At 72.7% G+C, this 26450-nt stretch carries 27 protein-coding genes; 10 read left to right on the forward strand and 17 right to left on the reverse strand.

Translation table 11 applies throughout. The features are described from left to right. Nucleotides 1-92: 92 nt before the first annotated feature. The 8 genes from ABD335_RS03875 to ABD335_RS03910 form a co-directional block, all read right to left on the reverse strand. A complete protein-coding gene (locus tag ABD335_RS03875) occupies nt 93-2111 on the reverse strand; it encodes an SDR family oxidoreductase (RefSeq protein ID WP_344320609.1) in 2019 nt (672 codons plus the stop codon). A 3-nt stretch (nt 2112-2114) separates the two neighbouring features. After that, nucleotides 2115-3068 carry an aromatase/cyclase gene (locus ABD335_RS03880; RefSeq protein ID WP_344320610.1) on the reverse strand — a complete coding sequence of 318 codons (954 nt, stop codon included), beginning with the start codon at nt 3066-3068 and terminating at the stop codon, nt 2115-2117. Nucleotides 3069-3151: 83 nt separating this feature from the next. After that, nucleotides 3152-3937 carry a 3-oxoacyl-ACP reductase gene (locus ABD335_RS03885; RefSeq protein WP_344320611.1) on the reverse strand — a complete coding sequence of 262 codons (786 nt, stop codon included), beginning with the start codon at nt 3935-3937 and terminating at the stop codon, nt 3152-3154. A gap of 154 nt (nt 3938-4091) precedes the next feature. Further along, the gene (locus ABD335_RS03890; RefSeq protein ID WP_344320612.1) at nt 4092-4361 is read right to left on the reverse strand and encodes an acyl carrier protein; all 270 of its coding nucleotides are present in this window, start codon (nt 4359-4361) and stop codon (nt 4092-4094) included. Between the two features lie 43 nt (nt 4362-4404). After that, entirely contained in the window at nt 4405-5661 is a 1257-nt protein-coding gene (locus ABD335_RS03895; protein WP_344320613.1) for a ketosynthase chain-length factor, read from the reverse strand. Continuing rightward, the gene (locus ABD335_RS03900; protein WP_344320614.1) at nt 5658-6929 is read right to left on the reverse strand and encodes a beta-ketoacyl-[acyl-carrier-protein] synthase family protein; all 1272 of its coding nucleotides are present in this window, start codon (nt 6927-6929) and stop codon (nt 5658-5660) included. Before ABD335_RS03900 ends, ABD335_RS03895 begins: the two co-directional genes overlap by 4 nt. Next, complete coding sequence (locus ABD335_RS03905) at nt 6926-7252, reverse strand: TcmI family type II polyketide cyclase (RefSeq protein WP_344320615.1); 327 nt, start codon at nt 7250-7252, stop codon at nt 6926-6928. Before ABD335_RS03905 ends, ABD335_RS03900 begins: the two co-directional genes overlap by 4 nt. An 89-nt stretch (nt 7253-7341) precedes the next feature. Beyond that, on the reverse strand, nt 7342-8820 hold the full coding sequence (locus ABD335_RS03910; RefSeq protein WP_344320616.1) for an FAD-dependent monooxygenase: 1479 nt from the start codon (nt 8818-8820) through the stop codon (nt 7342-7344). A gap of 731 nt (nt 8821-9551) precedes the next feature. Here ABD335_RS03910 and ABD335_RS03915 point away from each other — a divergent pair. Further along, on the forward strand, nt 9552-10388 hold the full coding sequence (locus ABD335_RS03915) for a hypothetical protein (protein ID WP_344320617.1): 837 nt from the start codon (nt 9552-9554) through the stop codon (nt 10386-10388). A 143-nt stretch (nt 10389-10531) separates the two neighbouring features. Here the strand turns inward: ABD335_RS03915 and ABD335_RS03920 are convergent, their stop codons facing one another. Next, nucleotides 10532-11209 carry a response regulator transcription factor gene (locus ABD335_RS03920; protein WP_344320618.1) on the reverse strand — a complete coding sequence of 226 codons (678 nt, stop codon included), beginning with the start codon at nt 11207-11209 and terminating at the stop codon, nt 10532-10534. A gap of 323 nt (nt 11210-11532) precedes the next feature. On the opposite strand from ABD335_RS03920, the gene ABD335_RS03925 reads away from it, so the two are divergent. Continuing rightward, nucleotides 11533-12207, forward strand: a complete 675-nt coding sequence (locus ABD335_RS03925; protein WP_344320619.1) for a ScbR family autoregulator-binding transcription factor — start codon at nt 11533-11535, stop codon at nt 12205-12207. On the opposite strand, the gene ABD335_RS03930 is transcribed toward ABD335_RS03925, so the two are convergent. From ABD335_RS03930 to ABD335_RS03940, 3 genes are all read right to left on the reverse strand, one after another. Then, the gene (locus ABD335_RS03930) at nt 12165-13013 is read right to left on the reverse strand and encodes an NAD(P)H-binding protein (RefSeq protein ID WP_344320620.1); all 849 of its coding nucleotides are present in this window, start codon (nt 13011-13013) and stop codon (nt 12165-12167) included. The genes ABD335_RS03925 and ABD335_RS03930 overlap by 43 nt on opposite strands. Nucleotides 13014-13032: 19 nt before the next feature. Next, a complete protein-coding gene (locus ABD335_RS03935; RefSeq protein ID WP_344320621.1) occupies nt 13033-13683 on the reverse strand; it encodes a ScbR family autoregulator-binding transcription factor in 651 nt (216 codons plus the stop codon). A gap of 217 nt (nt 13684-13900) precedes the next feature. Further along, nucleotides 13901-15130 (reverse strand): cytochrome P450 family protein, encoded by a 1230-nt coding sequence (locus tag ABD335_RS03940; RefSeq protein WP_344320622.1) that lies wholly within the window; start codon nt 15128-15130, stop codon nt 13901-13903. Nucleotides 15131-15446: 316 nt separating this feature from the next. Between ABD335_RS03940 and ABD335_RS03945 the strand changes: the two genes are divergently transcribed. Continuing rightward, nucleotides 15447-16316 (forward strand): ScbA/BarX family gamma-butyrolactone biosynthesis protein, encoded by an 870-nt coding sequence (locus ABD335_RS03945; protein ID WP_425583539.1) that lies wholly within the window; start codon nt 15447-15449, stop codon nt 16314-16316. Between the two features lie 72 nt (nt 16317-16388). On the opposite strand, the gene ABD335_RS03950 is transcribed toward ABD335_RS03945, so the two are convergent. From ABD335_RS03950 to ABD335_RS03970, 5 genes are all read right to left on the reverse strand, one after another. Further along, complete coding sequence (locus ABD335_RS03950) at nt 16389-17810, reverse strand: HAMP domain-containing sensor histidine kinase (protein ID WP_344320623.1); 1422 nt, start codon at nt 17808-17810, stop codon at nt 16389-16391. Next, nucleotides 17807-18553: a response regulator transcription factor gene (locus ABD335_RS03955; RefSeq protein ID WP_344320624.1), complete on the reverse strand. Its 747-nt coding sequence runs from the start codon at nt 18551-18553 to the stop codon at nt 17807-17809. The genes ABD335_RS03950 and ABD335_RS03955 overlap by 4 nt, the downstream gene beginning before the upstream one ends. Before the next feature lie 16 nt (nt 18554-18569). Then, nucleotides 18570-19553, reverse strand: coding sequence for a S1C family serine protease (locus ABD335_RS03960; protein WP_344320625.1), 984 nt, complete (start codon nt 19551-19553; stop codon nt 18570-18572). 91 nt (nt 19554-19644) lie between these two features. After that, nucleotides 19645-20670, reverse strand: a complete 1026-nt coding sequence (locus ABD335_RS03965) for a LacI family DNA-binding transcriptional regulator (RefSeq protein WP_344320626.1) — start codon at nt 20668-20670, stop codon at nt 19645-19647. 24 nt (nt 20671-20694) lie between these two features. Further along, a complete protein-coding gene (locus tag ABD335_RS03970) occupies nt 20695-21510 on the reverse strand; it encodes a winged helix-turn-helix domain-containing protein (protein WP_344320627.1) in 816 nt (271 codons plus the stop codon). A 131-nt stretch (nt 21511-21641) separates the two neighbouring features. Here ABD335_RS03970 and ABD335_RS03975 point away from each other — a divergent pair, with 131 nt between their 5' ends. From ABD335_RS03975 to ABD335_RS04000, 7 genes are all read left to right on the forward strand, one after another. Continuing rightward, a complete protein-coding gene (locus ABD335_RS03975) occupies nt 21642-22679 on the forward strand; it encodes an alpha/beta hydrolase (protein ID WP_425583540.1) in 1038 nt (345 codons plus the stop codon). A gap of 12 nt (nt 22680-22691) precedes the next feature. Further along, entirely contained in the window at nt 22692-22958 is a 267-nt protein-coding gene (locus ABD335_RS03980; protein WP_344320628.1) for a MoaD/ThiS family protein, read from the forward strand. Then, the gene (locus tag ABD335_RS03985) at nt 22955-23962 is read left to right on the forward strand and encodes a hypothetical protein (RefSeq protein ID WP_344320629.1); all 1008 of its coding nucleotides are present in this window, start codon (nt 22955-22957) and stop codon (nt 23960-23962) included. Before ABD335_RS03980 ends, ABD335_RS03985 begins: the two co-directional genes overlap by 4 nt. A 129-nt stretch (nt 23963-24091) precedes the next feature. Then, a complete protein-coding gene (locus ABD335_RS03990) occupies nt 24092-24781 on the forward strand; it encodes an LmeA family phospholipid-binding protein (protein ID WP_344320630.1) in 690 nt (229 codons plus the stop codon). A gap of 220 nt (nt 24782-25001) precedes the next feature. Further along, nucleotides 25002-25082, forward strand: coding sequence for a putative leader peptide (locus tag ABD335_RS30725; RefSeq protein WP_425583543.1), 81 nt, complete (start codon nt 25002-25004; stop codon nt 25080-25082). 157 nt (nt 25083-25239) lie between these two features. After that, nucleotides 25240-26082, forward strand: coding sequence for a sulfurtransferase (locus ABD335_RS03995; protein ID WP_344320631.1), 843 nt, complete (start codon nt 25240-25242; stop codon nt 26080-26082). A gap of 56 nt (nt 26083-26138) precedes the next feature. After that, entirely contained in the window at nt 26139-26426 is a 288-nt protein-coding gene (locus tag ABD335_RS04000; RefSeq protein ID WP_344320632.1) for a DUF1416 domain-containing protein, read from the forward strand. The last annotated feature ends 24 nt before the right edge of the window (nt 26427-26450 follow it).

Here is a 26450-nt window from a genome sequence, read left to right on the forward strand (position 1 = left end):
CCCGACGACGGGTCCCGCGGCCGGCCCGTCGCACCGGCGCCCGGCGGGGTGTGGGGGGAGCGAGAGGGCGGCCGGGTCCTCGGCGGATCGCTTCAGCCGCCCAGCAGCGTGCCGCCGCTGGCATCGAGGTAGGAACCGGTGATCCAGCGGGCGTCGTCGCCGGCCAGGAACGCCACCACGTCGGCGATGTCCCGGGGCTCGCCCACCCGGTTGAAGACGGACAGCGCCGCCATCTGCTCCACGGCCTCGGGGATGTCGAAGACCGGGGTGCCGTTGTTGGTGATGCCGGGGCCCACGCTGTTGACGGTGATGCCGCGCGGACCCAGGTGCTTGGCGAAGTGCAGGGTGAGCTGGTCGATGGCGCCCTTGGTCATCGCGTACGCGATCTCCTGCGGGTTGGCGAAGCGGGTCAGCCCGGAGGAGATGTTGATGATCCGTCCGCCGGAGGGCAGGTTCTTCAGCGCGCGCTGCACGATGAAGAACGGGGCCTTGGCGTTGACCGCGTAGAGCCGGTCGAACGTCTCGGGGGTGACCTCCTCGGGGGCGACACCGCCCATCACCCCGGCGTTGTTGACCAGGATGGTCAGCTCGGTGCCGCCGGTGCGCTCCCTCAGGCCCTCCTCCAACTGGAGGAACAGCTCGTGGACGTCGCCGGGGACGCCCAGCTCCGCCTGGACGACGAAGGCCCGGCCGCCGTCCTTCTCGATGGTCGCGACGACCTCGTCGGCCGCGTCCCGGTTGGCCGAGCAGTGCACGGCCACCAGCGCGCCCTCCTGGGCCAGCCGCAGCGCGATCGCCCTGCCGATGCCCCGGCTGGAGCCGGTGACGAGGGCGGTCTTGCCCGTGAGCCTCTCCATGGTGGTCCTCCTTCGCGTGGGGGTGTGGTCTCGGGACGGGGGCGCGGACGCCCGCGGTGCCGCGGCCGGGGTTCCGGGCGAGGGTCGGTCGGAGCGCGGGGTGTCCAGCCCGCTGATCATGGCGGCGAGGTGGCGGCGCACCGGCGCCTTCTCCATCAGCTCGCCCATGACGGCCCGCAGCGGCTCCACCTCGGGCCCGCCGAGCAGCAGCCGGGCCTGGGCGGTGATGTTGCCCAGCACCCGCCTGCCGATCGGGTGGCGCGTGGCGTGGTACGAGTCCAGCAGCGCCGGATCGGGCCGGTCCGAGAACTGGGCGGCGAGCTTCCAGCCGAGGTCGGCGGCGTCCTGGAGGCCGAGGTTGAGGGCCTGGCCGCCGACCGGCAACTGGACGTGGGCGGCGTCGCCGGCCAGCAGCACCCGGCCCTGCCGGTAGCGGGTCACCTGGCGGCAGGCGTCGCCGAAGGCGTTGACCCACACCGGTGTGCCGTGGCCGATGTCCTCGCCGGTGACCCGCCGCCAGGCGTCCACGACCTCGGCGAACTCCGGGGCTCCGGTGCGGCGCGCCGGCTCGCGCCCGTACTCGTGGACCATGATCCGGGTGATGCCGCCGGGGAAGGGGGCGGCGATGGCCAGCCCGGCCGGGTACCGCTCGAAGCGCCTGGGCCGTACGTCGATGCCGGCCACGTCCGCCCGCAGCAGCTCCCGGGTGGCCTCGCTGCCGGGGAAGTCGAACCCCGCGAGCCGCCGTACGGTGCTCCGCTCCCCGTCGCAGCCGACGAGGTGGGAACAGCGCAGCCGGACCGTCCCGCCGCCGGGGCCGACGGCCTCGACCTCGACGTGGTCGCCCCGGTCGACGAGCCCGGTCACCCGGTGGCCGCGCCGCAGCTCGGCGCCGAGCTCGACGGCCCGCCGCCCCAGCACCTCCTCGATGCGGGTCTGCGGGGCCTTCCACTGCCCGGCCCACCGGTGGCCGGGGTCGGCGGCGGTCAGGTCGAGCGGGATGCCGCCGAAGTGGCCGGGGCCGCCGGGGGGCGGCGGTCCCAGCTCCTCCACCAGGCCGCGCTCGTCGAGCAGTTCCATCGTCCGGGCGTGCAGGGTGGAGGCCCGTGACTCGGTGGTCGGCTCGTCGAGCTGCTCCAGCACGGTCACCCGCGCCCCGCCGGTCCGCAGCTCGACGGCGAGCAGCAGACCGACGGGTCCGGCGCCGACGACCACGACATCGGTGTCCAGTGCGGTGCTGACCTGTGTGGACACGGTTCAGCGCCGCGCTTCCGCGTACTCCTTGGCGTGGCCAAGGGTGGCCCGGCTGTTGGTGCTCAGCGCGTTGCGGACGAAGTCGCGCGCTTCGAGGACGCCGGCGTCCTCGCCCAGCACCTTCGCGATGTTGGCGGTGTTGAGGACCACGGTGTGCTGGGAGGTGGCGGTGGTGACGCCCGAGGCGTCCTCCTCGAACAGCCAGTAGCCGGTGTGCAGGCTCATCAGGGCCGGGAGGGTGGTCTGCTTGTAGACGATCTTGTGGTGGGGGAAGCAGACCCGGACCGACTCGGTGGTGTGGACGGAGCCGTCCTTGGTGCGGGTGTCCATGCGCAGCACCTGCAGGCCGGGGGTGTCCTCGGTCAGCGAGACCTCGGCCACGTGCGGCAGCCGCTCCTTCCACAGGCCGGCCTCGTTGACGAAGTCGTAGACGTCCTTGGCGGAGCCGTTGATCCGGACGGTGTCCTCGAAGGACAGGGTCAGCTCGGCCGCGCCGACCGCCAGCTCCACGTTCCGCTTCAGGGCGGCCAGTTCCGAGCGGCTGTTGCGGTCCACCGCCCGGTCGATCCACTCCAGCTTCTCCGGGTCGTCGTCGACGGCCCGGTAGTCGTGCAGCAGCCGCACCCGGGAGGAGTTCTCGCCGCGCGGCTCGATGATCCAGGTGCCGCCCATGGACGCCACCGGGGGCGCGGAGACTTCCTGGCGGAAGGCGATGGTCAGCGCCTGCGGGTCCAGGGTGCGGCGGGAGGTCCAGTTCTTGGCCTCGCCGTTGGCGGTGGCCCAGATGCGGATGCGCTCCTCCCCGGCGCCGGCCGTCCCGTCCGCGCCGCCCTCGACGCGGTCGACGTGGATGGTCGGCGGGAAGATCCTGGGCCAGTTCTCCACCTCGGCGATCAGCCGGTACACCTTGGCGGCCGGGGCGTCGATCGTGATCTCGTGCTCGACCTCGCGGGTCATGGGTGTGGTCTCCCCTCTGGTTCGCGGTCCGCGTCGAGGACCGCCTCGAAGTCCGCTCCGGAAGCTGCGGGCCGGGCCCGCGGTCAGAAGTTGCCGAGTCCGCCGCAGACGTTCAGCGCCTGCGAGGTGATGGAGGCGGCGGTGTCGGTGACCAGGTAGCCGACGAGGCCGGCGACCTCCTCGGGCGTGGAGTAGCGGCCGAGCGGGATCTTGGCCTGGAACTTCTCCAGGATCTTGTCCTCGGTGGTGTCGTACGCCTCGGCGTAGCCCTGCCGGACCCGCTGCGCCATCGGGGTCTCCACGTAGCCGGGGCACACGGCGTTGACCGTGATCCCGGTCGGGGCCAGTTCGTTGCCCAGCGCCTTGGTGAAGCCGACGACGCCGTGCTTGGACGCCGAGTACGGCGCGCCCAGCACGACGCCCTGCTTGCCGGCGGTGGAGGCGATGTTGACGATGCGGCCCCAGTTCTTCTCGCGCATGCCGCCGGTGTTGAGCACCTCGCGCGTCATCAGGAAGACGCTGTTGAGGTTGGTGTTGATGACGTCGAACCACAGCTCGTCGGCGATGTCGGCGGTGACCCCGCCGCCGGAGCGGCCGGCGTTGTTCACCAGCACGTCCACCGGGCCGTACCGGTCCACGGCGGCCCGGACGAAGGTGCGGATCTCCTCGGGGGAGCGGACGTCGCACGGGGCGCCGTCCACCTCCAGCCCCTCGGCCCGGAGTTCCTTGACCGTGCCGGTGACGTTCTCCTGGGTGCGGGCGCAGAGGAACACCCGGTGGTTCCGCTGGGCCAGCAGCCGTGCGACGGCCAGGCCGATGCCGCTGGTCGCGCCGGTGACGATGGCGACCCTCGATTCCTGCTGTGTCATGTCCCTCTCCTGGGGCGGTCGTTCGGCGGGTGTCGGTGAACCGTCCGGCCGGCGCCGGACGGGGCCGCTGCCGCCGCACGGGGGACGACGCGGCGGCAGCGGCGCGGGTACGCACGGGTGGCGGTGCGTACGTCGGGGGTGGTCCGAGCGGCGGTCAGGCGACCTGCGCGGTGCTCAGGTGGCTGTTGACGACCTCGATCAGCTCGCGCGGCGTGCGCGCGTCGGTCAGCGTGGAGTCCTCGAGGGTGATGCCGTACTCCCGCTCGATCCTGCTGCCGGTCTCCAGCAGGGCGAGCGACTCGTAGCCGAGCTCCTCGAACTCGGTGTCGAGGATGTCGCCGTCGAGGTCGACGCTCTGGTCGGCTCCGGCGCCCTCCCGCAGGATCCGCTTGAGGTCTTCGACGGTGAAACGCGTCTCGGGCATGTTCTTCCTTTCGTGTGGTTCCGGTGGTCGGGTCGTCCGGACGTCACTGTCCGGCGGCCCGGACGACCACCGCGGAGTTGAAACCGCCGTGGCCGCGGGCCAGCACCAGGGCGGCGCGCAGCCCCGGGGTCGGTCGGGCTTCCGCGGTGACCAGGTCGATGTCGTACGTGTCGGCGAGCGTGACGTGGGGGGTCGGGGGGACGACCCCGTCGCGCATCGCCAGGAGGGCGGTGGCCACGTCCAGCGAGGCCGCCCCGGAGTACAGCCGTCCGGTCATCGCCTTGGGGGCGGTGACCGGCACGCCGTGCGGGCCGAACACCTTGGTGATCGCCTCCGCCTCGATGCGGTCCAGATCGGGGACGGCGGCGGCGTCGGCGAAGACGACGCCGATCTCGCCGGGTTCCGCGCCCGCGTCCTCCAGGGCCAGCTCGATCGCCTTCTGCAGCCCGGGACCGCGCCGCCGGTCGCTGCCGGGGCGGGGGTCGAAGGTGGCGCCGTATCCGGCGATCTCGCCGTAGACGCGCGGTGCCCTGCGTTCGCGGGCGCTCTCGGCGTCCTCCAGGATCAGCAGCGCCCCGCCCTCGCCGGGCACGTGGCCGCGCGCCGCGGCGTCGAACGGCAGGTAGGCCCGCTCCGGGTCCTCGGCGGTGCTCAGCCGGCCGGAGGCGAGCTGGGCGACCCAGCCCCAGGGGCACAGCGAGGCGTCGATGCCGCCGGAGACGACCAGCCGGGTGCCGCGGCGGATCTGCCGCCGGGCCTGGGCGAGCGCGTCGAGGCCGCCGGCCTGGTCGCTGACGACCACGCCGCTGGGGCCGCGCATCCCGTTGCGGATGGAGATCTGGCCGCTGTTGACGGCGTAGAACCAGGCGAAGGACTGGTACGCGCTGACGTACCGGCCGCCCTTGCTCCACAGGTTCTGCAGCTCGCGCTGGCCGAACTCGAAGCCGCCCGAGGAGCTGGCGGTCACCACGCCCATGTCGTACTCGGGCAGGTCGCCCGGCTGCACCCCCGCGTCGGCGAAGGCGCAGTCGGCGCCCACCAGGGCGAGCCGGGTCATCCGGTCGGTCTGCGGGATCAGTCGGCCGGGCAGGTGCTCCTCGGCGGAGAAGCCGTGGATCTCCCCGGCGAGCCGGGCCGGGTACTGCGAGGGGTCGAATCGGGTGATGCGGCGGATGCCGTGGACCCCTTCCCGGGTCGCCTTCCAGTAGCTCTCCACTCCCAGGCCGTTGGGGGCCGCGATGCCGAGCCCGGTGACGACGGTCCTGCGGGAGGTGCCGTTGCTGCGTGCGGTGCCGGTCATGCGGCGCTCCTTTCGGGCCTGGCGAGGACCATGGCGCTCTGGAAACCGCCGAAGCCGCTGCCCACCGACAGCACGGCGTCGGTCTTCCAGTCCCGCGCGGTCAGCGGCACGTAGTCGAGGTCGCACTCGGGGTCCGGGGTGTGCAGGTTGGCCGTGGGAGGCACCACGTCGTGCTCCATGGCCAGCGCGGACGCGGCGATCTCGATCGACCCGATCGCGCCCAGCGAGTGACCGACCATCGACTTGATGGAGCTGACGGGGGTCGCGTAGGCGTGCTCGCCCAGGCTCCGCTTGAAGGCGGCCGTCTCGTGCCGGTCGTTCTGCTTGGTCCCCGAGCCGTGCGCGTTGATGTAGTCGATGTCCTCCGGGTTGAGCCGTGCCTCGTCCAGGGCGACGCGGATGGCCTCGGCCATCTCCCGCCCGTCGGGGCGCAGTCCGGTCATGTGGTAGGCGTTGCAGCGGGAGGCGAAGCCCGCGATCTCCGCGTAGACGTGGGCGCCGCGCCGCCGGGCGCTCTGGAGCTCCTCCAGCACGAACATGGCCGAGCCCTCGCCGAGGACGAAGCCGTTGCGGCTGCCGTCGAAGGGCCGGGAGGCGTGCTCGGGGTCGTCGTTGCGCGGCGTGGTCGCCTTGATCGCGTCGAAGCAGGCCACGGTGATCGGCGAGATCGGGGCGTCGGTGGCGCCCGCGACCATCACGTCGCAGGTGCCCTCGCGGATCAGCTCGGTGGCGTACCCCACCGCGTCGAGCCCGGAGGTGCAGCCGGTGGAGACCACCGTGCTCGGCCCCTCGGCGCCCACCGCCCAGGAGACCTCGGCCGCGAAGGAGCTGGGCACGAAGTAGTTGTACAGATGCGGCACCGCGTAGGCGTGGTCGACCAGCTCCAGCCGGCCGCCGTCGCTCACCGTGCGGTACTCCCAGTCCAGTCCGGTGGTCGCGCCGACCGCGCTGCCGACGGTCACGCCCACGCGGTACGGGTCGAGGTCGGAGAACTCCAGTCCGCTGTCCGTCATCGCCTCCCGGGCGGTGACCACGGCGAACTGCGCGGCCCGGTCCATGCGCCGGACCTCCTGGGGGGTCAGCCCGTGCAGTTCGGCGTCGAAGTCGACCTCGGCCGCGACCTGGGACCGGAAGGGGGAGGGGTCGAAGAAGCTGATGCGCCGGGTGGCCGTGCGCCCCTCGGAGAGCAGGCTCCAGAAGTTCTTGGTGCCCACGCCGCCGGGGGCGGTGACGCCGATGCCGGTGATCACCACGCGCCGCCCCGTCATCGCGCGCTCCAGTGGTAGAAGCGCTCGGCCATCGCGTCGGCCGGGGAACGCCAGGTGGCCGGGTCGTAGGCCGTGATGAACGGCTTGAGGTTCTCGCTGATGTCGATGAACCGCCGATCCGTCTTGGCCTGCTCGATCCGCTCGCCGCCGTCGTCGGAGTCGAAGTCCTGGAGGTGGAAGTACAGTCCGCGGTACGAGAAGAGCTGGCGGCGCCGGGTTCCCATCCGGTGCGGCATGTCGGTGGCGTCGAACTCCTCGAAGAGCCGGGCGACGTCCTGTGCCGAGCTCGGCTCCATGCGGGCCACGATGAGCGTGCTGTGCATCTGATTCGTCTCCTTGTCGGGCCTGACTGGCCTGCTGGGGGGTGCCGGGCGCCGGTCGGTGGACCGGCCCGGCGGCGCGGTTCGGGGGATCACCGGGCGGGGCCGAACCAGCGCTCCAGGGCCGATGGCAGGTCGTGGTGGCTGCCGGGAGCGGCCCAGGCGACATGGCCGTCGGGGCGCACCAGCACCGCGGCGGTGCCCTGCAGCCCACTGGCGGGGGTGACGTTGCGGGGGGTGGCGGTCACGACGTCGACGCGGTCGGTCCAGCCCGAGGCCCGGCGGCGCAGTGTGGCGTTGTCCTCCAGGTCGAGCAGGACGCCGCGTCCCCGGTGCAGCAGTTCGGCGCTGCTGGTGTCGCGGCCGTTCGCGGTCAGCTCCAGGCGGGGCATCCGGCGGCCCAGGAGCGGGTGGCTGCCGGTGCCGACGTCGTAGCGGATCTCCAGTCCGCTGACCATGGCGGCCAGGTGGCGGCCGACCTCCTCGTAGCGGATCAGTTCGGCGATCACGTCGCGCAGCGGCTGCATCTCCTCGCCGCTGAGGAAGAGCAGGCCCTGGGCGCGGGTGTTCATCAGCAGGCGCTGTCCCACCGGGTGGCGCTCGCCGTGGTAGGTGTCCAGCAGCGACTCGGGCGCGGTGCCGCGGACGACGGCGCCCAGCTTCCACCCCAGGTTGACCGAGTCCTGGATGCTGGTGTTCATGCCCTGGCCGCCGGCCGGGAGGTGGATGTGAGCGGCGTCCCCGGCGAGGAACACCCGGCCGCGGCGGTACTCGGTGACCTGGCGGGTGGCGTCTCCGAAGGCGCTGACCCAGACCGGTTCGGCGTGCGAGATGTCGATGCCGGTGAGGCGCTTCCAGGCGTCGGCGACCTCCTGGAAGGCGGGCGGTTCGGTACGCCGCTGCGGCGGGGTGCCGCGCTCGCAGACGATGATCCGGGTGATGCCTCCGGGCAGGGGGCCGACCATGACCATGCCGCCGGGCACGGTCTCGCCGATCATGCGCGGTTCGAGTTCGACGCCGCGGAGGTCGGCGAGGTACATCTCCATGGTGGCGGCGGTGCCGGGGAAGTCGAAGCCGGCCGCCTTGCGGACCGTGCTGCGCCCGCCGTCGCAGCCCACGAGGTACTCCGCGCTCAGCGTCAGCTCCCCGTCGGGGCCGCGGACGTCGATCTCGACGCCGTCGTCGCCGTCGCGCAGCGCGATCATCTCGTGTCCGCGGCGGATGTCCGCGCCGAGTTCGCCCGCCCACTGTTCGAGGACGCTCTCGGTCACCGACTGGGGGATGGTCTTGGCCGCCTGGTGGGCGCCCTCCAGGACGCCGAAGTCCACGGGGATGCCGCCGAAGTGCCCCAGGTTGCTGGTCTCGACCTCGCCGAAGCGCGGCAGCAGGCCCCGTTGGTCGAAGATCTCCATGGTGCGGGCGGTGAAGCCCAGCCCCCGGGATTCCCCGGTGCGTTCCCGGAGCCGTTCGACCACGATCACATCGACTCCCGCGAGCCGCAGTTCGGCGGCGAGCACGAGTCCGGCAGGGCCGGCACCGACGACGATGACGGAAGCGTCCTTGTGTCTCATGTGCCTCTCCTCGACGGGTTGTGAGTGGACAGAACTTCGGCGCTGAGCACGAGAAAGCGCCGCGGAACCGGTCCGCGACGCATGGGCGAGAGGCGCGATCGGACAGCGCCGGACAGCACTGGGTGTCGCCGAAAAAGCCCGCGCGAGCGAACGCGGGCCCGAGATGAATTCCGGTTTCCCGGCGGGGGCGGATCGATTCGGAATCCCCCGGGGACAACGCACCGGAAGCTATCCAGAAGTTTCTTCACGATCTTGGTGTGCGTCAAGGATTAATTTTGAGGAGAGGCACAACAAAACGTTAGAGAAAAGCAAAGAATCGCCCGCGCGGCGATCCGTGTGCCCTTCATCACACCACTTCACGGGCGATGCGAAGCGCTCACCCTTCCTCGCAAGAAATGGAATTAAACGCTCCGGTAAATCCCCTCGGAGGGCCGGGGAAAGCACTCGGAAAAGATCACCACGCCCCCGGTGACCCCTTCTCCGCAACCGCTCCCGGCGATCTGCGGAGAACATCGGGAGATACACAGGCGGACGTCAGGAAACGCAAACACGGTTCACGTTCCGGCAAAGAACTTCAGACGTGGAACAAATGTCTGCAATACCGCTGGGACAGGACGGCGGGACCCGTCTACGTTCGACGCGGTTCGACGCGGTTCGACGCACCCGGTGCGACACCGCCCTTCACGACCGGTACCGGCAGCACCAGAGGGAGCACCAGAGGAGGACAGACGGTGGAGAAGACGCTCACCTGCCCGGGCTCCGGGTGCCGCGCCCCGGACGACCGGGGCGCCGAACGGCCGCGGACCACGGCCGGCGGACGGCTCTGTCCGGCGTGCCGGAGCCGGCTCGCCGCGGACCTGCGCCGGACGCCCCGGCTCTACGACGCCTGCGGCCGTGTCCTCGGCGGCGGACGCGCCGAGCCCCGGGAGCGGACCTCGGGGGGCAGGTATCCGTCCGGCATGCCGTTCAACACCGCGGCCTTCGAGGTCCGTTCGGCGATCCTCGGCGTCCTCAGCTCCTGGACGGCGCTGGTGACGGAGGAGCGCGGGGTGACCCCGCCCCCGCGCGCGGTGCCCGAGCTGGCCGCGTTCCTGGTCCGGCACCTCGACTGGCTGGCGGCGCACCGCGCCGCGGGCGACCTCGCCGACGAGGTGGGGCTGCTGGTCCGCCGGGCGCGCCGGCTGGCCGACCCCGATCCGGTGCGCCGGGTGCGGATCGGTCGTTGCGCGGAGCCGGGCTGCGCCGGCACGCTCACCGCCCGGCTCGGATCGGACGCGCCGGGCGCGGCGGAGATCCGCTGCGACGCCGACACCGCCCACCGGTGGGCGGGACACGAGTGGAGCCGGCTGGGCCGCCGGCTGCACCGGGGGGAGCCCGGTGCCGCGGCGGGCCGGCCCGCCTGGCTGACCGCCGACGAGATCTCCCGGCTGTGGGGCATCCCGTCCGGCAGCGTCTACCGGCTGGCCAGCGAGCGGGGCTGGTCCCGCCGGAGACGGGGCGGCCGTACCTACTACGACGAGACCGAGGTGCGCGACGCCCTGCGCGACCGTACGGCGTCCACGGCGTGAGGTTCCGCAACACGCCCGAGGGCGGTGCCCGGTGGCACCGCCCTCGTGGTTCCGTCTCGTGCGACCCCCTCGCCGTCCTTCCCTCCGCGCCCGCTCCGGCACCCGCCCGCTCCGGGCCCTGGACCACCCGCGACTCGGGCCCCTCAGCCGTGCCCGAAGCGGAAGCCGACGCCCCGCACGGTGAGGATCCAACTCCGGGCACCCAGCTTGCTGCGCAGCGTGCTCACGTGCGTGTCGATGGTGCGGCTCGCCTGGGTGCCGAGGGTGGGGCTGACCGGATCGCCCCATATCTCGGCCATGAGCTGCTGCCGCGGTATGACCATCCCGGGCCGGGAGGCGAGGTGGTAGAGGAGGTCGAACTCCTTCCGGGTGACCTCGATCAGCTTCCCGTCGAGCCGGACCTCCCGCGTGGCGGCGTCGATCTGCAGCGGTCCGTGCGAGATGAGGCGCTCCACGGTCCGCTGCTGCGGCCGGACGCGCCGCATGACCGCGTCGATCCGGGCCATCAGCTCCCGGAAGCCGAACGGCTTGCCCAGGCAGTCGTCCGAACCCGCCTGGAGGCCGAGTATCCGGTCCAGTTCGGTGGCGCGATCGGTGAAGGCGATGATCGGCATGTCGGACGCGGCGCGGATGCGACGGCACACCTCCAGGCCGTCGATGTCCGGCAGCTCCAAGTCCAGCAGCACCAGATCCGCGCTGTCGTAGGCCTCCAGTGCCCGGGCCCCGGTGCCGACGCCGGTCGCGTCGTAACCGTGACGGCGGAGGCCGCGCATGAGGGACTCGGCGACTTCCGCCTCGTCTTCCACTACGAGTACGTGCATGGCTATTCCCCTGTTCGGTCGCCCGGGCCTCGCGGGCGACAACCTGACAACCTGCGACTACCTACTCGATGAGCGCCGGGGTGCACTGCGATGCGTTGCGTGGAGAGTCCGCCCTGCGGCTGCGCCACACGATATCAAACCGCTCAGACGGTTTTTCAAGAGAGATTTCCATGATCATATGACTGGTATCGTGAGTGATCTCTTCCGGCCTGGCGGTTTTCTGGCGCGTTGACATACCGATCGTGCTGTTTTTACGCTGGGTCAGGTTCCGGTAACGCGGATGAGCGGTCTCGGGGTGTCCTGAGAGCGGAGGTGCGGATTCCATGCAGGAGAGGGCGGAGCGTACCCGCAACGCGCTGCTCACGGCTGCCGCCGCCGTATTCGACCGCCTCGGCTACGAACGCGCCACCCTGGCCGAAGTCAGCGAGACGGCCGCCGTCAGCCGAGGTGCGCTCTCGTTCCACTTCTCCAACAAGTCGGAGCTGGCGGACTCGGTCCAGAGCCTGGCCTGCGCGTCCTCGCGCGACCGCATGGAAGCCCTCAAGCGACGGGACGTCCCCGCCCTCCAGACCCTCATCGACATGACCCACTCGGCGGTCCAGCAGCTCACCGACGACCCGGTGACCCGTGCGGGCATACGGCTGAGCGTCGAGCGCGCCACTCCGCACGACCCCTCGCTGCACTGCCGGATCACCTGGCGCGAGGCCTTCCGCGACACCGTCCAGCGCGCCGCGGCGGACCGCAGTCTGCGCTCCGGCCTCGTCGCGCGCACCGTCGCCCGACTCGCCCTGTCCCTGGTGAACGGCGCCTACGAGGCGCACACCGACGACGAGCGCCCGGCCCGTGAGTGGCTCTCGGAGACCTGGGAGATCCTGCTGCCGGTCCTGGCCGACGAGGACTGCGCCTGGCCCTTCTCCGCCCACGGCACCACCGACGGCACCCCCACCATCCCCGGTCAGCGGAACGCGGAGAGGTGTTCCGACACCCACTGCGAGTAGTCCCGCGCGGGCCGTCCCAGCAGCTTCTCCACGGTGGGGTCGACCCGGGCGGTGCCGCCGTCCAGCCGCCGCGCCGCCATCTCGGCCAGGGCGTCCGCCAGCGGCTCGGGCCAACGCCGGGCCAACCTCCGCCGCAGCTCCCCCTCGGACAGCTCCTCGACCGCCAGCGGGCGGCCCAGCGCGTGCGCGAGGACGGCGACCTGCTGCCGGACGGTCAGGGCCCGCGGCCCGGTCAGCGGGTAGGCGCACCCGGCGTGGCCGGGCTCGGTCAGCGCCCGGACCGCCACGGCCGCCACGTCCCGCGGGTCCACGCAGGCCGAGGGCGCGTCGACCGGCCAGGCGCGGACGGTGCCCGTCCGCCTGATCTCCTCCGCCCAGCCGAGGGTGTTGGACATGAAGGCGCGCGGTCGCAGCAGGGTGTACTCCAGCCCGGAGGAGCGGACGGTCTCCTCGGCCTCCCGCTGCCAGCGGGTGATCAGGTCGTCCGCGGCGGGGTTGGCGACCGCGAGCGCCGAGAGCTTGACCAGGCGCCGCGCACCGGCCTGCCGGGCGGCGCGCACCAGCGCGGCGTCGTGCCGCGGAGCCGACGGATCGGCGGTGACGATCAGCGCCGCGCGCACCCCGGACATCGCCGCCCGCAGCGCCTCCGGGTCGTCGTAGTCGCCCACCACCACCTCGGCCGCGGGGCGCGGGTCCGGCAGCCGCGCGGGGTCGCGGAGCAGCAGCCGCGCGCGGTGGCCGCCCTCGGCCAGCAGCCGGGCCGTCTCACCGCCGACGGTGCCGCTCGCTCCGGTGACCAGGATCATCGGCGTCCCCCCGGAACGGTCACACGCCCACCGGCAGGCCCCTGACCTCGGCGACCACGCGCTCCCCCCGGTCGGGGGCGGTGTCGATCTGGGGGAGCATCCCCGGGACCGCGACGGCCGGCAGCACGTGCCGGAAGAGCACCGAGACCTGCTGCTCCAGGTCCTTCCACCGGGTGGCGATCTGCGAGCCGAGCTGCACCCCGTTCCAGGCGTTGACGACGAATCGCGCCGTCTCCTCCGGCACCACGTGCGGCAGCAGTTCGCCCCGTTCCCCGGCCTCGACCAGCAGCCGGTGCGTCAGCTCCACCCACGAGACCTGCGGCCCCTTGCCGAACATCTCCTGCAGGTTCGGGTCCGTCATCAGCCGGGCGCCGGCCCGCAGCAGCGGCTCGCGGGGCAGCCTGTGGGCCAGCGCCATGCCCACGTCCACCCACTCCTGGAGCTTGGAGGAGCGCGGCAGGATGTCGTCCTCGGTGAACTGCTCCTCGAGCACCCCGCGGAGCAGTTCCTCCTTCGAGGCGAAGTGGAAGTACAGGGCCCCCTTGGTCACTCCCGCCCGGGAGAGGATCTCGGAAATGGTGGCCGCGGCGTAACCGCGCTCGGCGAACACCTCGGCCGCCGCCTCCAGGACTTCCCGGCGGGTACGGATCCCACGTTCCTGCTGTGCCATCGACGACCTCCCGCCAGCGATCCCTCATCCGGTCTTCCCGCCTCACCGGAGTGAGGAGCCGCGCTCCGAAGGAGGCGCACGGGTTGCGCCGCGGAGAAACGAAACCGAACGGAATGTACTTTACCTGGGAAGTGCCTGAGAGGGATCGCTGTCCGAGCATCGCCAACGACCTTCCTGACTGCCGTTTCCGTGGTGAGCTTCGCCCGATCCGGGCCGGTCAGGGGCCGTACGGCCGAACGGGCAGTGCCCGGTGGCCGTTGGAGATGAACGACTCCAGGGGCCGCAGTTCCTCGGGCGGCACGGCCAGGGTCAGCCGGGGGAACCGGTCGAAGAGCGCGGGCAGTGCCACGGCGGCCTCCATCCGGGCCAGCGGGCGCCCCGGGCAGTGGTGGACGCCGTGCCCGAAGGCCACGTGGTCGGCCCGGGTGGGCCGGGTGATGTCGAAGCGCCCGGCGTCCGCGCCGTGCACGTCCGGGTCGCGGCCCGCGGCCGCCAGGGAGACGACGATCGGATCGCCCTTGCGTATCACGACCCCCGCCACCTCGATGTCCTCCACCGCGTAGCGCAGCGGGATGTTGGCGATGGGCGGGCGCGCGCGGAGCGTCTCCTCGATCACGTCGTCCCAGGTCGCGCGGCCGGTACGGACGAGTTCGAGCTGCTCGGGGTGGGTGAGCAGGGAGAAGACGGCCTGGTCGAGCAGGTTGGTGGTGGTCTCGTACCCGGCGCCGATGACCAGCAGGACCGTGTCGATCAGTTCCTTCTCGTCCAGCCCGGCGTCGCCGTCGCACGCGGCGATCAGATCGCTGATCAGGTCGGGTCCGGGGGCCGCGCGCCGAGCGGCGACGAGCTCGGAGAGGGCGGCGTACAGCTCGCGCTGGTTGTCCGCCGCCTCCTGCGCGGTGGCGGAGGTCTTGAGCAGGTGGTCGATGAGGTGGCGCAGGCGGTCGTGCGCGTGGTCCGCGACGCCCAGCAACTCGTAGATCACCCGGACCGGCAGCCGGAGCGCCCATTCCTCCCGCAGGTCGACCGGCCGGTCGGGAGGGAGCGCGGCGATCCGGTCGAGCAGTTCCGCGGTGATCGCCTCGACGCGCGGCCGGAGTTCGGCCGTGCGCCGCGCGGTGAACACCCGGGCCACCGGCCGGCGCAGGCGGGCGTGGTCCTCCCCGTAGGTGGTGAGCATGTTCCGCACCGAGACCCACATGGCCAGGGGCCAGCTCTCGTCGACCTCGCCGTCGATCCAGGCCGGCCAGTGCCGGTGGGCGTCCTTGGAGACCCGGGGATCGAGCATGAGCCGTCTGGCCGCCTCGCAGCCGGTGGCCGCCCAGGCGGTGACTCCCCCGGGAAGCTCCACCGGCACGACGTGGCCCCTGCTCCGTAAACGGTCGGCCTCCCCGAGGACGTCACGACCGGAGGGGTCGAGCACCACCGGAACGGTCGGACTTCTCATCGTCCTCCCCCTTGAGGATCGTCAAGGATCGTCGGGACGCGCGCCCCACGCCGTGTCGGGGGTCTCCCGGACCGGCCCGTGGTCGACGCGACGGTAAAGCTTCTTGAAAAAAACCGTCCAGTTTGTATCTTAAGGCTCATCGGGCCCGACCGCCATCCCTTCTGGCGATCTGGAGAGGTGTCCCATGATCGAAACGACGCTTTCGGCTCCTGTCCGCTTACCCCGAGCGCGGAAGCCCGCACCGACCACTTCGGAAGTACCCTTCCCCACGGGCCTGACCACCACGGTCCCCAAGGAATTCGTCCACCGCGCCGCCGTGGCGGAGGTCTTCCTGACCGGCCGCGCGATCCGGCTGGACGACGATCGCTTCGCCCTGACCGGCCAGTGGCCCCGGGCCCATACGCTCTTCACCGTCGGGAACGGCGACCGGCACCATCCCCTGCTGGCCGCGGAGACCATTCGCCAGGTCGGCCTCTACCTCGCCCACGCCGAGTTCGACGTCCCCCTCGGCCACGTCTTCCTCATGCACGACCTGGAGTTCACGGTCGACCGGGAGCGGCTCCGCATAGGCCGGACCCCCACCGACCTCGCGCTGGAGGCCACCGCGGAGGTCGACCGGCGCAGCCCGCAGCGGACGCGGTTCCACATGGACATCACCATCCGCCGCGCGGACGAGGACCGGCCCCTGGCCAGGGGGGGCGGGACGTTCACCGCCCTCGCCCCCGCCACCTACCGCCGCATGCGCGGCGAGCGGGAGACCACCGACGACGTCGTCCTGCGGGACCGGCCGACCCCCGCGGCTCCCTTCCTCGTCGGACGGACGGCCCCGCTGGACGTGGTGCTCTCCCCCGCCGACCGGCCGGGACGCTGGCTGCTGAGCCCCGATCCCCGCAACCCGGTGCTGTTCGACCACAGCACCGACCACTTCCCCGGAATGGTCCTGCTGGAGGCGGCGTACCAGGCCTCCCACGACCTGTTCCTCTCCCTCGGCACGGAACCCACCGCCGCCAAGGCCGTCTTCCACCGGTACGCCGAGCTGGACGAGCCCTGCACCGTCGAGGCGGAGCGGACGCCGCACTCGGTCACCGGGGACCGCGGCGTCGAAGTCACGGCCCGCCAGGGCGGGAACCCCGTGTTCACCTGCGTTCTCACCACACCCGCCGGCGCCGACGGGCCGGCCGCCTGACCGTTCCACAACCGGCGGGGCGGCGGTACGGGAGGCCCCGGAGACGTCCCGTACCGCCGCCCGACGCCCCGGTCAGAGCCGACCCGCACCGTCCCGGGGCAGCTCCGGCGGGGGCGTGGGGGCGCCCGGAAGGCGCAGGATCGCCTCGGTGCCGCCGCCGGACGCCGGGCGCAGGGCGATCTCGCCGCCGCAGCCCCGGACCGTGCGGGCCACGATGGACAGCCCCAGGCCGGAGCCGGGCAGGCTGCGGGCGGACGGGGAGCGCCAGAACCGGTCGAAGACGTGGGGCAGTTCGTGCTCGGGGATGCCCGGCCCGTGGTCGCGCACCCGCAGGACGCCGTCGGCGAGGGCGACCTCGACCGCCCCGCCGGGCGGGGAGAACTTCACGGCGTTGTCCAACAGGTTCACCACCGCCCTCTCCAGCGCGGCCGGTTCGGCGCGCACGTACCAGGGGGTCAGGGCGGTGGCGACGGTGACGCCGGAGCCGCGCAGCCGGGCGCGTTCGACGGCCCGCTCGGTGATGTCGTGGAGGCCGACCACCTCGACGGGCCCGCCGGCGACGGCGTCGGGCCGGGAGAGCTCCTGGAGGTCGCCGATGAGCGAGGCGAGTTCGGTGATCTGGGCCCGCACCGACTCCAGCAGGGCCCGGCGGTCCTCCGGCGGCAGCGAGCGGCCGGTCTGCTCGCTGCGCACCAGCAGGTCGATGTTGGTGCGCAGCGAGGTGAGCGGGGTGCGCAACTCGTGTCCGGCGTCGGCGATGAGCTGCTGCTGGAGGTCGCGGGAGGTGGCCAGGGCCGCGGTCATGGCGTTGAAGGAGCGCGAGAGGCGGGCGATCTCGTCGTCGCCCTCCACGGGGATGCGGACGGCCAGGTCCTCGGTGCGGGCGACGTGCTCCACCGCGTCGGTGAGCCGGTCCACCGGGCGCAGGCCCGCGCGGGCGAGCCCGACGCCGGCGCCCGCCGAGCCGAGCACGCCGGCGGCGGCGACCAGGCCGAGGACGATGCCGAGGGTGTTCAGGGAGTCGTCGACCTCGTCCAGCGGACGGGCCACGGTGGCGGCGACGTTCGTCCCCTCCAACGGCGTCGTCAGCACCCGGTACTCGGTGCCGTCGGCGGTGACGGTGTGGAGGGCCTCCGGGCGCTCGCCGCGGGCCACCGCCACGTCCGAGGCGGAGACCGGCAGCGGCTGCTCGCCGAAGACCATGCAACCGGTGCCGGTGCCGTCCACGAGCTGCACCGTGGAGTCGAAGGGGTTGGGCAGGGACCGCCGCTCCTCCTCGGGCGCCGCCCGGCACTGCCCCCCGGCCCGTACGAACTCCAGGGCCAGCCGGTCGACCCGGTTGCGGCGCAGGGCGTCGTCGAGGGAGTCGACGAGCTGGGCGCGCACCAGGAACCAGGCCGCCGCGGCGCACGCCGCCACCGCGACCGCCACCGCCGTCGCGACCAACAGGGCCAGGCGCGAGCGCAGCGGCAGGGTGTTGAACCAGCGGGTCACCGGGCGGCGCCCCCCGCGCTCTCGCGCAGCACGTAGCCGACCCCGCGCACGGTGTGCACCAGACGCGGCTCGCCGCCCGCCTCGGTCTTGCGGCGCAGGTACATCACGTACACGTCCAGGGAGTTGGAGGACGGCTCGAACTCGAAGCCCCAGACGGCCTTGAGGATCTGCTCGCGGGTGAGGACCTGGCGCGGGTGCGCCAGGAACATCTCCAGCAGCGTGAACTCGGTGCGGGTCAGCTCCACCGGCCGTCCGCCGCGGGTCACCTCGCGCGTGGCGAGGTCCATCCGCAGGTCCGCGAACGTCAGCACCTCGGTGTCCTCCGCGCCCGCCTGCTCCCGCGCGTAGGAGCTGCGGCGCAGGAGGGCACGGACGCGGGCCAGCAGCTCGTCCAGTTCGAACGGCTTGACCAGGTAGTCGTCCGCGCCCGCGTCCAGGCCGGTGACGCGGTCGCCGACGGTGTCCCGCGCGGTGAGCATCAGGACGGGGACGGTCGACCCGCCCGCGCGCAGCCGCCGGGCGGCGGTCAGCCCGTCCATGCGCGGCATCAGCACGTCCAGGATCACCAGGTCGGGCCGGTACGTCTCGACCTGCCGCAGGGCCTCCAGGCCGTCGGCGGCGAGTTCGGTCTCGTACCCCTCGAAGGCCAGGCTGCGGCGGAGGGCCTCCCGTACGGCCGGTTCGTCGTCGACGATCAGCACGCGCGCGGGCGCGGGCGCGGGGTGGGAGGAGGTGGCGGTCATGGACGCGAGTGTCGCATCACCGCCCGTCACCGGCGCGGAGGTCATCGAGGATCTCCTTCACGTCGTTGATCGGAACCGCGAAGCCCAGGCCGACGCTGCCCGCCTCGGAGGACGAGGAGGCGTTGCTGTGAATCGCGGAGTTGATGCCGACGACCGTGCCGTCCAGGGTGACCAGCGGGCCGCCGGAGTTGCCGGGGTTGAGGGAGGCGTCGGTCTGGATGGCCCGGTAGGTGGTGGTGTCCCGGCCGATCTCGCCGTTGTACCGGTCGCCGCCGAACTCGAACGGCCAGGAGCCGTCGCCGCGCGGCCGGCCGTCGCCGTTCCCGTCCTCCCGCTCCACGGTCACCTCGCGGTCCTTGGCGGAGACGATGCCGCTGGTGACCGTGTTCGACAGGCCCTCGGGCGAGCCGAACGCCACGACCCGGTCGCCGACGCGCACCTTGTCGGAGTCGCCGAGCGTGGCGGGGGCGAGCCCCTCGGCGCCGTCGACCCGGAGCAGCGCCATGTCGAGGTCGGGGTCGGTGCCGACGATCTCGGCCCGGGCGCCGCCGCCGTCGGCGAAGGTGACCTCGATCCGTTCCGCGCCGGAGACGACGTGGTTGTTGGTGAGGATCTCGCCGTCCTCGGAGATCACCACGCCGGAGCCGGTGGCGGAGCCGGAGGAGGAGTCGGCGTCGATCTCCACGACGCTGGGGCCGACGGCCTCGACCACGTCGGAGACATCGGCCTCGGAGGAGGCGTTCGTCCCCTCGACCACGGAGATGCCGGAGGAGACGGAGCCGTCGTTCGCGGCCTCGCTCACCAGGGCGGCCGAGCCGCCGCCGACCGCCGCCGCCACGATCGCCACGATCGCCACGGCCGCCGACAGCCCGACCGGGCGGCGGGCCCGGCGCCGGGAGCGCGCCCCGGACACGGGCGCCGGATCGGGCGCGGGCGGCGCGGGCGGGGGCTCGTGGGTCGGGCGGGGCGGATACGCGGGGTGCGTGTGGTCATCGCTCATACCGACGACTGTGCGCGTCCGATATGAGAATTTCATGAGAGCCGACTGAAACCCGGGGAAGAGTCCGCCCGCCCCCGGAAGAGGGCGGGTGTCAGCCGTCGCAGCCGCAGGAGCGGCGCACCACCAGGCCCGCGGGGAACTGGCGGACGCGCTCGCGCCGCGAGCCCGTCACCCGCAGCCCGTCGTCCAGCACCAGGTCCACCGCCGCCCGGGCCATCGCCTCGCGGTCCGAGCCCACCGTGGTGAGCGGCGGATCGGTGAGCGCGGCCTCCTTGACGTTGTCGAAGCCGGCCACCGCCAACTCGCCGGGCACGTCGACGCCCAGCTCGCGGGCGGCGCGCAGCACGCCGATGGCCTGGTCGTCGGTGGCGCACACCAGCGCGGGCGGGCGGTCGGGGCCGGCGAGCAGGTCGAGCGCGATGCGGTAGGTGTCGTAACGGTTGTAGGGGGCCTGGAAGAGGCGGCCCTCGGTGGAGCGGCCCGCCTCCTTCATCGCGCGGCGCCAGCCCTCCACGTGGTCGGTGACCGGGTCGCCGTAGGCGGGGGTGGACTCCACGCCGCCCAGGCAGGCCACGTACTCGTGCCCGTGCTCCAGCAGGTGCCGGGTGACCATCTGGGCGCCGCCGACGTCGTCGAGGACGACGGCCACGTCGTCGATCGCCTCGGGCCGCCGGTGCAGCAGCACCACGCGCGCGTCCCACGCCTCTATCTCGGCGGCGGCGCGCTCGCTGGGGCCCTGGCTGATCAGGATCAGGCCCGAGACGCGCATGCCGAGGAAGGCGCGCAGGTAGTGGACCTCGCGTTCGTCGAGGTAGTCCGAGTTGCCGACGAGCACCATCTTGCCGCGGTCGGCGGCGGCCTGTTCGACCGCGTGCGCCATCTCCGCGAAGAACGGCTGCCGGGCGTCCGGGACGATCAGCCCTATCAGGTCGGTGCGCCGCGAGGCCATCGCCTGTGCGACCCGGTCCGGTCGGTACCCCAGTTCCTTGATCGCCGCGAGCACGCGCTCACGGGTGGCCGGGGCGACCGGCCGCGGACCGTTGTTGATCACATAGCTGACGACAGCGGTCGACGTACCCGCCAGTCTCGCCACATCGTCCCGCGTCACCTTTGCCACAGCGGGCAGTCTACGCGCGGTGTGTCAGTTTCCTCCCCGACGTGTGGAGGCCGCCCGATCCCTCTCCGCCGCCGCGCCGGACACCGCGTCCTGGGCCATTCTCTCGGCGGCGTCGGTGACGGCCCTGGCCTCCTCCCGGGCCTTCTTCTCCTCCGGGGTCGGCTCCTTCTTCTCCGGGAGGACGAAGCGGTAGCCGACGTTCCGGACGGTTCCGATCAGCGACTCGTGCTCGGGGCCGAGCTTCGCCCGCAGGCGTCGTACGTGGACGTCGACCGTGCGCGTGCCGCCGAAGTAGTCGTAGCCCCACACCTCCTGGAGGAGCTGGGCGCGGGTGAACACCCGGCCGGGGTGCTGCGCCAGGTACTTCAGCAGCTCGAACTCCTTGAAGGTCAGGTCCAGGACCCGGCCCTTGAGCTTGGCGCTGTAGGTGGCCTCGTCCACCGACAGGTCGCCGGTGCGGATCTCCATGGGGCTGTCGTCGCCGCTGATCTGCCGGCGTCCCATGGCCAGCCGCAGGCGGGCCTCGACCTCGGCCGGGCCGGCGGTGTCCAGCAGGACGTCGTCGATGCCCCACTCGGCGGTGACGGCCGCGAGCCCGCCCTCGGTGACGACCAGGATCAGGGGGCAGCCCGGCCCGGTGGAGCGCAGGAGCTGGCACAGGGAGCGCACCTGCGGCAGGTCGCGGCGGCCGTCGACGAGGATGACGTCGGCGCCGGGGGTGTCCACGAGCGCCGGACCCTCCGCGGGGGCCACGCGGACGTTGTGCAGCAGCAGGCCGAGGGCGGGCAGGACTTCGGTCGACGGTTGGAGGGCGTTGGTCAGCAGAAGTAGCGAGCTCATGACGTCGAGTTCCTTCCTCGGCCCCCCGGTGAGGGACGTGTGGCGGCACTGCTTCGTACGGCACTCCGAAAAGCACAAAAGGACCCGGGGGCGGCGCTGCCCGGATCCTCTCGTCGTCGAGAATATCCCACATGAGCGACGAATCAGAGGGGCCGCGGGGTCCTTTCCGTGGCGGGACGGTCACCGACGGTGGCAGGCGCACGGTGGCGCGGACGCCCGCGCGGGTCCCTCTGCGGAGGCTCCTGAGGACGGCCGACGGAGTGGACGTCGACGCCCTGTACCAGCCTCGTCACGGGCCCGAGGGGAGTCGGGGCGCGGACGCGGAAGGCTCGATTCCGGGCGGGCCGGCGATCGTCGTCGCACACGGTTTCACCGGCTCGCTGGAGAGGCCGGCGGTGCGACGCGTGTCACAGGCGCTGTCCCGACATGCGGACGTGATCACCTTCTCCTTCCGTGGTCACGGCCGCTCCGGGGGACGGTCCACGGTCGGCGACAAGGAGGTGCTGGACCTCGCGGCGGCGGTGCGCTGGGCCCGCTCGCTGGGGCACTCCACGGTGGCGACGGTCGGCTTCTCGATGGGCGGCTCGGTGGTGCTGCGGCACGCCGCGCTGTACCGGGCGGAGGACGGCGCGGGAGACGGCGCGGGAGACGGCGCGGAGGAGCGGACGGGGGACGCCCGTTCGGCTCCCGCCGGAGACGGCACGGTGCACGGGGCACACGAGGGGCGCACGGGCGCACACGCCGATGCCGTCGTGGCCGTGAGCGCACCGGCCCGCTGGTACTACCGCGGCACCCCGGCCATGCGCCGGGTCCACTGGGTGGTCCAGCGTCCCCTGGGGCGGCTGGTCTCCCGCTACGGACTGCGCACCCGCGTCCACCACCGGGACTGGGACCCGGTGCCGCTGTCGCCGGTGGAGGCCGCGCCGCTGATCGCCCCGACCCCGCTGCTGGTCGTGCACGGCGACCGGGACGCCTACTTCCCGCTGGACCACCCCCGGTCGCTGGTGGACGCCGCCGACCCGGCGTCCACGGAGCTGTGGATCGAGCACGGCTTCGGGCACGCCGAGAACGCCGCGCCCCCGGACCTGCTGGACCGGATCGGCTCCTGGGCGACGGCACGCGCCGGCCGGCCGACACGCCATCATGGTGCCGGTACGACGGACGGCTGAGAGGGAACCACCATGCCGAGCGGCATGATCCGCTACTGGGCCGCGGCCAAGGCCGCCGCCGGGATCACCGAGGAACGGTACGACGCCCACACGCTCGCCGAGGCGCTCGACGCGGCACGCGAACGGCACGCCGACCGGCCGGAGTTCGACCGGGTGCTGAAGCGCTGCTCGTTCCTGGTGGACGGCGAGCCGGTCGGCAGGCGTGACCACACCATCGTCCGACTGACCGAGGGCGGCACCGTCGAGGTGCTTCCCCCCTTCGCGGGAGGCTCCCGATGAGCGACCAGCAGTACCCCCGGCGGTACCCGCAGCACCCCCTGCCGTCCCAGCAGCCGTACGACGCGTACGGCGCGTACGGCGGGTACGGCCCGTACGGCGGCCAGGGTCCCGCGGAGCACGTCCCCGGCCCCGGCGTCCCCGGCGACCTCGACGGCACCGCCTCCCTGCCGCCGCAGCACCCCGGCCCCCTGCCGGCGGAGCGGAACGAGCCGGCCGCCGGCGCGTCCGCCGCGACGGCCACCGCCACGGCGGACGCCCCGGCCCCCGCCGCGCGCCGCACCGGGAACCCGATCATCGCGCCGGGCCTGCTGCCCGCCGCCCTCACCGCCGTCCTGGCCGTGCTGCTCGCGGGCGGCGCCCAGCTTCCGCGCCCGGTGACGGCCGTGGCCGTGGTGCTGCTCCAGGCCGTCACCGCCGCGGGCTGGTACCGGCTCAACGGGATGTGGCCGGCCCGGCAGGGCATCGCGCTGGCGTTCCTCGGGGGCGTCACCGCCGACGTCGCGCTGCTGACGACCGGCGCCGAACACGCCCCGGTGGCCGTCATCGGCACGCTCGGCGTCTGGTGCGTCCTGGTCCTCACCCTCCAACTGCGCAACCACAGCTCGCCCGACGAGCGCCTGTACGCCCTCACCGCCGGGGTGACCTCCACCGCGCTCGCCGTCCTCGCCGCCGGCCACCTGGCCGCCGAGCCCGACGCGGTGACGGTCGGGGCCCTCGCCGTGGCCGCCGCCACGCTCGCCCGGGCGCTGCCGCTGCCGGGCCCGGTCTCCCCGGGCGTCGCGGTGCTGGCCGCCACGGGCGCGGGCATCGCGGCCGGCGGGCTCACCTCCCTGGGCACGCCGGGGGCGGTGCTGGGGCTGGCCGCGGGGGTGTGCGCGCTGATCGGCCTGCGGGTCGCCAGCTACGACTTCCCCTCCCGGTTCGTCCACATGACGGCGGGTGTGGCACTGCCGCTGACGGCCGCCGTCCCGGCGGTGTACCTGCTCGGCAGGGCGCTGGCGTAGGGCCCGCGCGTTAGGCTCGCCGGAACTCGATCGACTTCCGTCGACGTCAATCACTGTTGATCACCGTTGATCGCTGTCGATCACCTCGATCGGTTCGACCGACTCGGCCACCCAGGGGGGACCACCACGATGCGCGCGCTACGGATACTTCTGATCTTCCTGGTCATCCTGGGCGGCCTGTTCGTCGGCGCCGACCGGCTCGCGGTCGGCCTCGCCGAGGACGAGGCCGCCGCGAAGATCAAGAGCGCCAAGGGGCTGAGCGAGCAGCCGTCCGTGGAGATCCACGGCTTCCCGTTCCTCACCCAGGTCCTGGGCAAGGAGCTGGAGTCGGTCGACGCCACGCTGGACGGGCTGACCGTCCAGGTCGGCGGCCGGGACGTCGACGTCACCGAGGTGGACGTCGCGCTGGACGGCGTGCGGCTGGAGAACAACTTCTCCTCCGCCGTCGCCGCCCGGGCCACCGGCAGCGCCCGGATCGCCTACGAGGACCTGACCGCGGCCACCGGGACGGAGGGCGCCACCGTCGGGTACGCCGGCAAGGAGCGGGCGGCGCGGAACCAGGTGAAGATCGACGTGGACCTCGCCGTCGCGCGGCTCACCGTGCACAGCACGGTGAGCGTGCGGAACGGCACCACCATCGCGCTCCGCGCCGACGACCTCCCCGGCATCCCCGTGGCCGAGGACGTCGCCCGGGGGCAGATAGACCGGGAGCTGGAGATCACGGGCCTCCCCGAGGGGCTGGAACTGGAGAAGGTCGAGGTGGACGCCGAGGGCGTCGTGCTGCGCCTGACGGGCACGGACGTCACGCTGATCGGGTGACCGGCGCGGACGCGCCGGACGCCGCGCGGCCCGCTCCCGGGCCGTCCGACAGGCGAGACGGACGCGTCCGCACCGCAGAAGCGCCTCGGGGGCGTTCCCGCGCCGCCCCGGGAGGGCCCGTCGGACTCCTGTTCGTCGTCTCGCCCCTCGGACGAACTCGTCTTGCCATGCGGAACGACGGTGACACGTCGCACCTTCCGTCCCTACGATCGGACCCATGATGCGACAGGCGGATCTCACCAAGCGACGGGCAGTCGATCTGTGCCGCGTCGCCGCCATGCTCTGTCGCGCCGTCCTCTGACGGCTGACCTCGGTGCCTCCGAAGCCCGGACCGCAGCCGCGCACCGTTCCCGCTGTTCCCCGCTCCGCGACGTACAGCGCCGTGCGTGCCCGCCGGCGCCCGACGCCGCCGCGCACACACCCGAAGCACACTCTGAACTGCCCTCCGGAGGAGAGACATGAGCCGCAGTGACGTCCTGGTGGACGCCGACTGGGTCGAGGCCCACATCGACGACCCCAAGGTGGTCATCGTCGAGGTCGACGAGGACACCACGGCCTACGAGAAGAACCACATCAGGAACGCCATCCGGATCGACTGGAAGAACGAGCTCCAGGACCCGGTGCGCCGTGACTTCGTCGACAGGGCCGGTTTCGAGAAGCTGCTGTCCGAGAAGGGCATCGCCAACGACGACACCGTCATCCTCTACGGCGGCAACAACAACTGGTTCGCGGCCTACGCCTACTGGTACTTCAAGCTCTACGGCCACCAGGACGTGAAGCTCCTCGACGGCGGCCGCAAGAAGTGGGAGCTGGACGCCCGCGAGCTGGTCACCGAGGTCCCGTCCCGCCCGAAGACCGAGTACAAGGCGAAGGAGCAGGACACCTCCATCCGCGCCTTCCGCGACGAGGTCGTCGACGCGATCGGCAAGAAGAACCTGGTGGACGTCCGCTCCCCCGACGAGTTCAGCGGCAAGCTGCTCGCCCCGGCCCACCTGCCGCAGGAGCAGTCGCAGCGCCCCGGCCACATCCCGACCTCCCGCAACATCCCGTGGTCGAAGAACGCCAACGACGACGGCACCTTCAAGTCCGACGAGGAGCTGAAGGCCCTCTACGAAGAGGCCGGCATCGACTTCTCCAAGGACACCATCGCCCTGTGCCGCATCGGTGAGCGCTCCTCGCTCACCTGGTTCGTGCTCCGCGAGCTGCTGGGCCAGGAGAACGTCAAGAACTACGACGGCTCCTGGACCGAGTACGGCTCGCTGGTCGGCGTGCCGATCGAGCTCGGCCCCGGCGACAACTGAGCCGCTTCCCCGATCCACTCCTCCACTTCCCGACAGAGAAGGAAGAGCACCGAGACATGTGCGGAGCCCAGGCAGGCGGCCCCGACGCCTCCACCATCAGGCCCGGCGAGACGACGATCCAGGGTCAGGTGACCCGCAACGGCGAGCCCGTCACCGGATACGTCCGTCTCCTGGACAGCACCGGCGAGTTCACGGCCGAGGTTCCGACCTCCGCCACCGGCCAGTTCCGGTTCTACGCGGCCGAGGGCACCTGGACCGTGCGCGCCCTGGTGCCCGGCGCCACCGCGGACCGCACCGTCGTCGCCCAGAAGGGCGGTCTGGCGGAGGTCGCCATCGCCGTGTGACGCGGTACGGCGGGGGGCCGGCCC

This window comes from Streptomyces macrosporus (genome assembly GCF_039533145.1).
GTDB lineage: Bacteria > Actinomycetota > Actinomycetes > Streptomycetales > Streptomycetaceae > Streptomyces > Streptomyces macrosporus.